9 protein-coding genes are annotated in these 8537 nt (G+C 71.3%); 1 reads left to right on the forward strand and 8 read right to left on the reverse strand.

Features of this window, described 5'->3' with window-relative positions; all coding sequences use genetic code 11:
• The coding region (locus D7V93_RS45310) for a hypothetical protein (RefSeq protein ID WP_372338359.1) at window positions 1–253 on the forward strand (253 nt) is incomplete at its 5' end.
• Between the two features lie 91 nt (window positions 254–344).
• On the opposite strand, the gene D7V93_RS30990 is transcribed toward D7V93_RS45310, so the two are convergent.
• The 8 genes from D7V93_RS30990 to D7V93_RS31025 all read right to left on the reverse strand — a co-directional run bounded on the left by D7V93_RS30990 (window position 345) and on the right by D7V93_RS31025 (window position 8467).
• Window positions 345–662: a hypothetical protein gene (locus D7V93_RS30990; protein ID WP_120646815.1), complete on the reverse strand. Its 318-nt coding sequence runs from the start codon at window positions 660–662 to the stop codon at window positions 345–347.
• 60 nt (window positions 663–722) lie between these two features.
• Window positions 723–2078: an NAD(P)/FAD-dependent oxidoreductase gene (locus D7V93_RS30995; RefSeq protein ID WP_120646816.1), complete on the reverse strand. Its 1356-nt coding sequence runs from the start codon at window positions 2076–2078 to the stop codon at window positions 723–725.
• A 114-nt stretch (window positions 2079–2192) separates the two neighbouring features.
• Window positions 2193–2633 (reverse strand): hypothetical protein, encoded by a 441-nt coding sequence (locus D7V93_RS31000; protein ID WP_120646817.1) that lies wholly within the window; start codon window positions 2631–2633, stop codon window positions 2193–2195.
• 38 nt (window positions 2634–2671) lie between these two features.
• Window positions 2672–3169 (reverse strand): hypothetical protein, encoded by a 498-nt coding sequence (locus D7V93_RS31005; protein WP_120646818.1) that lies wholly within the window; start codon window positions 3167–3169, stop codon window positions 2672–2674.
• 5 nt (window positions 3170–3174) lie between these two features.
• Window positions 3175–4533, reverse strand: a complete 1359-nt coding sequence (locus D7V93_RS31010) for a hypothetical protein (protein ID WP_120646819.1) — start codon at window positions 4531–4533, stop codon at window positions 3175–3177.
• A 120-nt stretch (window positions 4534–4653) separates the two neighbouring features.
• Window positions 4654–5817, reverse strand: a complete 1164-nt coding sequence (locus D7V93_RS31015) for an NAD-dependent epimerase/dehydratase family protein (RefSeq protein WP_120646820.1) — start codon at window positions 5815–5817, stop codon at window positions 4654–4656.
• Window positions 5814–7100: an NTP/NDP exchange transporter gene (locus D7V93_RS31020; RefSeq protein ID WP_120646821.1), complete on the reverse strand. Its 1287-nt coding sequence runs from the start codon at window positions 7098–7100 to the stop codon at window positions 5814–5816. The genes D7V93_RS31015 and D7V93_RS31020 overlap by 4 nt, the downstream gene beginning before the upstream one ends.
• A gap of 68 nt (window positions 7101–7168) precedes the next feature.
• A complete protein-coding gene (locus tag D7V93_RS31025) occupies window positions 7169–8467 on the reverse strand; it encodes a pyridoxal phosphate-dependent aminotransferase (protein WP_120646822.1) in 1299 nt (432 codons plus the stop codon).
• Window positions 8468–8537 lie beyond the last annotated feature (70 nt).

The following is an 8537-nucleotide window of genomic DNA, read 5'->3' on the forward strand; positions in this document are numbered from 1 at the left end:
GGCCCAGGGCGCGGGCGGGGCGGAGCAGGCCGCGCCCCCGGAGCAGGCCCAGGAGGCCCAGGGTGCCGAGGGCAGCTCCGGCGCCGGTGGCGTCGCCGAGGACGAGGACGAGAAGGACCCCATCAAGAAGCTGATGAAGGTCCTGCAGCAGCTCACGCAGATGATTGGCCAGCTCCAGCAGGCGATGGGTGCCCAGGGCGGCGCGACGGCCGGTGCGACCGGTGGCGCGGCGCCGGTGGGCGGCGCGGCCTGAGCTTCCGCATCCCCCCGCTGACGTAGAACGGCCCGTTCCCCGCTTGTCGGAGGACGGGCCGTCGTCGTTCCGGCCGGGAGCCCCGGGCGGATCAGCTCCGGATGAAGCCGCGCTTGAGCAGCTCCAGCTCCTGGCGGAGCTGCTGGGTCTTCTCCGTGGGCGCCACGTCCGTGCCTCCCTGCTGCAACATCCCGGAGAGCTGCGAGCGGACGGCCTCCACCAGCAGCGCCGACGTGGGCGCCAGGTGGGCGGGAAGCTGACGGGTCAGCTCCTCCAGCGTCTCACGCAGCGCGACGGTCATGCGGCCCACCTCGTCCTCCAGCTGCGCGCGGGACAGCCGGCCGGGCTGCTGCGCGGCCTGGGTCAACGCCTGGAGCGACTTGAGCAACGTGTCCAGATCCTGCGCCATGTCCGTGCTCCTCGCGTGGGCTCCGCCCGACGGGCGCGGAGCCTAGCGCGGCCTCCGGCCTCAGTGCACCGGCGCGGGACGGGACGCCGGCAACTCCGGCCGCGGCGTGACAGCGGGCACGGACGGTCCCTGCTTCAGGGCCGGCATCCGGGGCGCCACCTTGCCGGTGATGAGCCGCATGTCCCGGCCGCCCTTGGTGAAGAACGTGTAGCCCCAGTTGAGCATCACCGACAGCCGGTTGCGGAAGCCAATCAGGTAGGCGATGTGCACGCCCGCCCAGACGAGCCACGCGGACCTGCCGCTCATGCGCCACTTGTCGAAGAGCATGCCCACCGCGTAGCCACGGCCAATCACGGCGAAGCTGCCCTTGTCGTGGTAGCGGAACGGCCGGAGCGGCTTCTGCACCAGCCGGTCGCGCACCGTCTTCGCCACGTGCCGCCCCATCTGCATCGCCGCCGGTGCGATGCCCGGCACCGGCTTGCCGTTCGGCTGCGTTGCCGCCGCCACGTCGCCAATCACATACACGTCGTCATGGCCCGGCACGGTCAACTGCGGCGTCACCATCACCCGCCCCGCGCGATCCAACGGCACGTCCAGCGAGCGCACCAGCGGGGAGGCCGCCACGCCCGCGCCCCACATCACCGTGCGCGTGGGAATGCGCTCCTCGCCCACCGTGACGCCCTCCGCGTCGATGCCCGTCACCATGGCCCCGGTGCGCACCTCCACGTGCAGCTTCTCCAGGTCGCGCTTCGCATCCTGGGACAGCTCCTCCGGATACGCCGTCAGCACCCGCGGCAGGGCCTCCAGCAGCAGCACCCGCGCCTGTCGCGTGTCGATGCGCCGGAAGTCCTTCGGCAGCGAGTGCCGCGTCATGTACGCGAGCGCCCCCGCCAGCTCCACGCCCGTGGGCCCCGCGCCGATGATGACGAAGGTCATCCACTCGCGCTGGCGCGCGGGGTCCGACTCGCGCTCCGCGGCCTCGAAGGCCGTCAGCACGCGCTCACGGATGCGCACCGCGTCCTCCAGCGTCTTCAGGCCGGGCGCCACCTGTGCCCACTCCGGGTGCTTGAAGTACGAGTGCGTCGCTCCCGTGGCCACCACCAGCGAGTCGTAGGGAATCTCCCCGCCGTCGATGACCAGCACCTTGCGGCGCGGATCCACCGACTTCGCCTCCGCCAGCAGCACCTGCGTGTTGCGCGCCTTGAGCACGCTGCGGATGGGCGCGGAGATGTCCGCCGGGTTCAGCACCGCCGTGGCCACCTGGTACAGGAGCGGCTGGAAGAGGTGGTGGTTGTAGCGGTCCACCACCGTCACCCGCACATCACGGGCCCTGCCCAGCGCCTTCGCGGCCTCCAGCCCGCCAAAGCCCGCCCCCACGATGACCACGTGACGCCTGCTGTCCCGGTCCTGTTCCATGGCGGAAAAGGTGCGGCCCCATGACGCAATCGGCCACCACCCGGCCCTGCCGTCATGCACGCCCCGCATGCCCGGCCGCCCTGGGAGCAGGCGACCGGCGAGGCACCCGAGGCCCTACGCGCGCGGAAGCGGAGGCGGCGCGGTGGACACCAGCCCCAGCTGCCGGGCGATGCGCTCCACGTGCAGCAGCATCGCCGCCAGGGTGCGCGTGTCCTTCACCAGCGGGAGCACCGCCGCGCGCAGCTCCCCCAACACGCCGGTGCCCGTGGGCCCCGACGCACTCCACGCCGTCTCCAGCGCCTTGCGCGAGGCCTCCTTCAGGGGCGTGTTGTCCGCGTCCTTGGGGATGAGGCGCTCGGACGCCTTGCGCAGGCTCTCCAAGAGCTCCAGCACCGTGGCCTGCGGCGTGCCTTCCCCCTTCAGGCGGTGGGCCATGCCCAGCGAGTGCTGGCCGTTGAGCCCCTCGCGCGGCTTGCCCTCCGGGGACAGCAGCCCCTCGCGCAGGTACTCCGAGGGACGCGTGGCCGACAGGTCGACGTTTTCGACGGTTCCCATGGGTTCACCCAAAAAGAAGAAGTGGCGCGCCCATCACATCACGGCAGCGCCGCGAGCGCGTCCTGTACGTGCTTCTCGATGGCGGGGCGCTCCATCGTCGTCCACTTGGGGCCCGACCAGGGCAACCCACGCACCCCTTCCAGCAGCGCCTCCAACCGCGCGCGCTTGTCCTGCGTCCCCGCGTCCGCGTCCACCGTGGCGCGCACCTCGCGGGCCACCCGGCCCTCCAGGGTGTCGCGCATGCAGCAGAGGTAGACGTCCTCCTCCAGCATCTTGGGGTTCACGGGCGCGGCGCGCCCCGCCTGGAGCACCCGCTCGTGGGTGGACACCACGCGGGGCAGCAGGGACACGAGCGGCGCGGGCTCTCCCAGCAGCGCCGCCATCTCCTGGTAGCCCTGCTGGTACGCGGGGCCCACCTTCGCCATCCGCTCGTAGCAGCCCGCCGTCTGGGGATTGAAAGGCGTGCCCGGCACCTTCGCCGCGCCAGGCGTCGCCGACCTGCATCCGAACACCATGCTCCAGAGCCCCCCCAGCATGACGGCTACTCGTAGGTGATGCTGAGCTTGCCGGTGCCGCACATGAAGCTGGTGCTTCCGTTGGCCACGTCGCTGCCCTTGATCCATCCGGTCTGTCCGTTCCACGGGTCGGTCAGGAGGTACTGCCGGTCAGCCCCTTCGCCGCGCACGTCGGTCAGCATCAGCGCGTGCGACCCACCGCCGTCCCAGTTCACCACGATGGGCACGTCGATGCCGTCCTTCAGCAGCGTGTCCGCGCGGTCCAACGCGCCCTGGCGGGCCGCCGGCGTGTCGGCGATGTCGTTGCGGGCGTAGTCGTGGTTGTTGTAGCGGCCCACCTGCGTGTCCAGCGTGGCCTCCGGCCACATGCCCGAACCGCCGGCCTGCCCGCGCTCCACCGCGACGCCGCCGTTGTTCTTCAGCGCCTCGGCCTGCTCGCGGCCGATGGCGGTGTTGGAGTCCGTGCTGTGGATAGGCTCGTCGTGCAGCCGGCGCGCGTACACCGGGTCGGCCTCCGCGCGGGCGATCTGCTGCGACGTGGGCGCGCACGAGTCGTTCCACCGCTGCTGGAGGGCGCCCGTGCCGCCGTTGAGGTCGATGACCGTGGACTGCCGCATCAGGTCCTCGCGCTGCGAGCCAGCGATGCGGGACGCGTACCCCGTCACCTCGTTCATCGCGCTCGACGTGCCACCGAACACGCTGCGCGCGCGGTCCATGAGGCCGGGCGAGGCCAGCTGCTCGCGCCGCGCACCCACCGCCTTGAGCAGCAGCGCCCGCTCGCCCTGCACGTCCGCGCCGGCGATGCACTGGTTGTTCTTGTTGCCCGCGTTGTCCAGCGCGCCCTGCAGCGCCTTGTAGTCGCTGCCCGTCATGCCGATGAGCGCCTGCGCGGCGTCACGGGCCTGCGACGGGCCCATCACGCCTTCCTGCCCCGCGGCCCCCGTGGCGCTGCGCGGCGTGGCCACGGCCCGGGTCAGCGTCTCCACCGTGCTCTGCGTGATGCGGCCCGGCCGCGTGTCCTGGAGCGTCTTCATCTCCAGATACGTGCGCGTGGCGCGGTCCGCGTTCGGCGTGTTGAGGACGTTCTGCTTCAGGAAGTCCAGCTCGTGCGTGAGCGCGTCCCCGCTCAGCGTGCTCAGCCGCGTCTGCAGGGCGGCCGCGTTCTCCGGGCTCAGCGTCCCCGGCGGCAGGTTGGTGAGCGTCTGCTGCACCTGGGGCGGCACCGTGGCGGCGGCCGTCCCACCCGTGGGAACACCGCCGGGTGCCTGCTGGAATGCATCCACCGTGTTGGTGCGCGCGGGCGCGGCGGGCGCGGGCGGCGGCGCGACAGGGGCCTGCTCGGGCAGGCGCGTGCGCGGAACACTGGTATCGACTCGAACGGACATGGACTTCCCCCTCTAAAAAGTCAGCCTTTCCCCATTGTCGCCCATCCGTCCGGGAAAGTTGCCCCACCCTTCCCGGATCGCCCTCCTTGTTCAGCCTACCTGTACCTACCCGGGGGGCCTTCAGCCCGCCTTGGCGGTGCCCTTTGCCTGCTTCCAGGCGGCGAGCAGCTCCTGCTCGCGCTCGGCCTTGAGGCCCGCGCGCTGCTTCTCCTGACGCTCCGGAGGCAGGGCGTGGAACCAGGCCAGCGTGTCGCGCACCGTGTCCGCCAGGGGGCGGGTGGTCAGGCCCGCCTGGAGGGCGCGGGCGATGCTCACGCTGCCGAGGCCGCCCTCCGCGCCGGTGCGCGCCGTCCAGATGGGGATCTCCGCCAGGGGGTTCGGCTGCTGCTTCTCCAGGAAGGCGGTGTCCACCCAGGTGAAGCGCGCGTCGCTGCCGGTCGCCTCCCGGATGCCCTCCAGCAGGGGGCGCATCTTGATGGGCTTCGCGGGGCCGGTGACGTTGAAGAGGCCCATCGTGCGGCGCTCCGCGTTCAGGATGATGAAGGCGGCCAGGTCGCGCGCGTCGACGAACTGCACCGGATCCTCGCCGTCACCGGGGGCCAGCATCTCCCCGCCCTTGGCCACGCGCAGCGGCCAGTAGGTGAAGCGGTCCGACCCGTCGTACGGCCCCACGATGTAGCCGGGCCGGATGTTGAGCGCGCGGCCCGGGAAGGCGGCCTCCGCGGCCTGCTCGCAGAGCGCCTTGAAGGCGCCGTAGCTCGTCTCGGTGATCTCCTCCGGCGCCGTGGCCTCGATGGTCGCGACGGCGTCCGTCTCGGTCAGGTTCGGCTTCGTCATCTCCTTGTAGGCGGAGACGCTGGAGATGAAGACGTACTGGCCCACGTTGGGCGCCAGCAGGTCCGCGGAGGCCTTCACGATGCGCGGGAAGTAGCCGGACGTGTCGATGACGACGTCCCACTTGCGGCCCTCGAGCGCCTTGAGGCCCTCGCCCTTGGTCGGGTCGCGGTCACCCTGGAGCTTCTCCACGTCCGGGAAGAGGCCGGGGTTCGTCTTGCCGCGGTTGAAGAGCGTGAGGGTGTGACCGCGCGTCTTCGCCGCCTCCACCAGCGCGGGCCCCAGGAAGCGCGTGCCGCCGAGGATGAGGATGCTCAGGGGCTTGCTCTTGGGCTCCTCCGACACCGAGCCGGGGCCGGGCCCCGCCTTGGGGGTCGACGCACAGCCCAGTGCCTGGGCCGCGCCCAACGCGGCCGCTGCTTGAATCACGCCTCTGCGGGTCAACTTCATGCCGTGGTTCCTCCGGGTAGGGGCTTCTGCGAGATGGTTTCAGGGGTGCGCACGCGCTGCTGGCGCGCGAGGAACAGGGACACCGCGAGCCACAGCGCGGCCACCGGCACGGCGACCAGCGACAGGCCCGTCATGCCCAGGCCCATCGCGGTGAGGCCGCCCTGCAGCCACGCGCTCACCGTGTCGCTGCCGCGGTACACCACCGTGTCGATGAAGCTCTTCGACTTGTAGCGGGCCTCGCGGTCCACGGTGGTGAACAGGATTTCGCGCGACGGGCGCTCCAGCGCGTAGTGGCTCGCGCTCCGGAGCGCCTTCACGCCGATGAGCACCGCGAGCACCGGCGCGAACGCGAGCGCGCCGAAGCCCAGCATGGTGAGCACCGGCGGCACCGCCATGGCCACGCCCAGCCCCAGCCGGGAGATGATCCGCCCGGTGACGAGCGTCTGCAGGCCCAGCGTCAGCACCTGCACCCAGAAGTCGATGTCCGCGAACGCCGCCGTGCGCGCCGCCGCGTCCTTCGCCATGGCCGCGACCAGCTGCACCTCCTGGTAGTACAGGAACGTGGAGGTGGCCGCGTACAGCAGGACCTGCAGCCCCAGCGCGAGCAGGAACGGCGACGTCACCAGCAGCCGCAGCCCCGCCAGCATCCCGCCGCCCACGGGTCCCTCGCGCGTCGCGGGCTGGTGCTGCACGTCCCGCGCCCAGCCGCTCAGGCGGCGCACGCACTGCGCGCTCACCTCCAGCATCACCGCGGACAGGAGGATGAGGTTCACCGGGCCCACGGGCTCCGCCAGCCTTCCGACCAGGAACGGGCCGACGATCATGCCCGTGGTGCCGCCCGCGGCGATGAAGCCGAAGAGCCGCTTGCCCTGGTCGCTGGCGAAGACATCCGCCATGAAGCTCCAGAAGATGGAGACGACGAACAGGTTGTAGACGCTCAGCCAGATGAAGAAGGCCCGCGCCACGCCCTCCTTCGCCACGCCCAGCTTCAGCAGCACGAAGAAGGCCAGCAGGTTGAGCAGGAAGAAGCGGTAGACGCGCGGCACGACGACGCGCCGGGGGTAGCGCGCCACCAGCGCGGAGAACAGCGGCACCGCCAGCAGCATCACGATGAACGTCACCGTGAAGAGCCAGGGCAGGTGCTTCACGTCCCCCGCGGTGCCCATCTCGTTGCGGATGGGCCGCAGGATGGCGTAGCCGCACATCAGCGTGAAGAAGTAGACGAACGAGCCGAGGACCGCCCCCACCTCCTCGTCACGGACATCCACGAAGCGCTTGAGCATGATGGCGGCGCCCTCAACGGCGGCTCTGGCAGGCTATTCCCAACCTGCGTCCCTGGGGAGGAAAGTCGTTATTTCCCGGCGAGGATTTCGCGCACGGTGGCCTCCACGCGGGGCAGGGCCTGCTCGATTTCGGCGACGGAGGTGGCGCCCACGGAGAGGCGGAACCAGCCGGTGTCCTCGGCGAGGCCGAAGGCCTGGAAGGGCACCACGGCGAAGCGGGCCTTCTCCAGCAGGCGCTTGCGGATGGCGTCATTGGTGGTGAGGCCGTCCCGGCCCACCAGGTCGAACTGGACGGACAGGTAGATGGCGCCCTGCGGCGCGATGGCGCGCACCGGCAGGCCCGCGTCCTTCATGCGCTGGAAGCCCCGGTGGAGCGCTTCCAGGCGTGCGTCCACGCTCGCACGCATGGTGGTGAGGAAGGCCTCGGAGGCCTTCGTGTCGTCCAGGTAGCGGGCGGTGGCGACCTGTTCGGCCTTGGGGGCCCAGGCGCCCACGTGGCCCAGCACGTCGCGCATGCGGGAGATGAGGGTGGGCGCGCCCACGCCCCAGCCCACGCGCACGCCGGTGGCGGCGAACGCCTTGCTGATGCCGTCCACGAACACGGTGTAGGGCGCGATGCCCGGCACCAGCTCCACGGGCGTCACGTGCTTCGTGCCGCCGAAGCTCAGCACCCAGTAGATGTGGTCGTACATCAGGATGAGGGGCTTCTGGCCGCGGCCCTCACGGGCACGGTTCTCCTCCACGATGCGCTCGCAGATGGCGCGCAGCGCGCCCGCGTCCACCATGGTGCCGGTGGGGTTGAGCGGACTGCACAGGCAGAGCAGGCGCGCGGTGGACAGGTGCGGCTCCAGCTGCGCCAGCGTGGGCATGAAGCCGGAGGCCGCGTCGGTGGTCACCACCACGCTCTTCGCGCCGAGCATGTGGGCGTAGTGGTTGTTGTTCCACGACGGCACCGGGTAGACGACGACGTCGCCCGGGTCCAGCACCGCGCGGTAGGTGGCGTAGATGATGGGCCGCGCGCCGCCCGCGATGACGATGCCCTCCAGCGGGTACTTCAGCCCCAGGGCGCGCTCGTAGAAGCGCTGCACGGCCTGGCGCAGCTCCAGCACGCCGTCGGACGGCGGGTAGTTCGTCTCACCGGCCTGGAGCGCGGTGCCAATCTGGTCGCGCAGGCCGTCCGGGATGGGGAACTCCTTCGGACTGAAGTCGCCCACGGTGAGGTTGCAGACCTGGGTGCCCTTGGACACGAGCTCGCGGATCTCCGCGGCGATGCGGAGGATTTCGCTGCCCACGAGCCCGCGCACCATGGTGCCCACGGTGGCGTCGTCGCGCGAGGGTCGCGGGAGGGAGGTCAGGTCGAGGGCCATGATGCGGAGTCTCCAGTTCGGGGGGCTCGAGGGGGTGGCCCGGGACGCGGCCGGGCGGACCCTATACGCA

Origin of the sequence: Corallococcus llansteffanensis, from assembly GCF_003612055.1 — a bacterium.
GTDB lineage: Bacteria > Myxococcota > Myxococcia > Myxococcales > Myxococcaceae > Corallococcus > Corallococcus llansteffanensis.

Bases quoted from the DNA above. Each gene is read 5' to 3' on its own strand.
- D7V93_RS31015 (WP_120646820.1), bottom strand. From the start codon at position 5,817: ATGAAGTTGACCCGCAGAGGCGTGATTCAAGCAGCGGCCGCGTTGGGC.
- D7V93_RS31000 (WP_120646817.1), bottom strand. From the start codon at position 2,633: ATGGGAACCGTCGAAAACGTCGACCTGTCGGCCACGCGTCCCTCGGAG.
- D7V93_RS30990 (WP_120646815.1), bottom strand. From the start codon at position 662: ATGGCGCAGGATCTGGACACGTTGCTCAAGTCGCTCCAGGCGTTGACC.
- D7V93_RS31010 (WP_120646819.1), bottom strand. From the start codon at position 4,533: ATGTCCGTTCGAGTCGATACCAGTGTTCCGCGCACGCGCCTGCCCGAG.
- D7V93_RS31005 (WP_120646818.1), bottom strand. From the start codon at position 3,169: ATGCTGGGGGGGCTCTGGAGCATGGTGTTCGGATGCAGGTCGGCGACG.
- D7V93_RS31025 (WP_120646822.1), bottom strand. From the start codon at position 8,467: ATGGCCCTCGACCTGACCTCCCTCCCGCGACCCTCGCGCGACGACGCC.
- D7V93_RS30995 (WP_120646816.1), bottom strand. From the start codon at position 2,078: ATGGAACAGGACCGGGACAGCAGGCGTCACGTGGTCATCGTGGGGGCG.
- D7V93_RS31020 (WP_120646821.1), bottom strand. From the start codon at position 7,100: ATGCTCAAGCGCTTCGTGGATGTCCGTGACGAGGAGGTGGGGGCGGTC.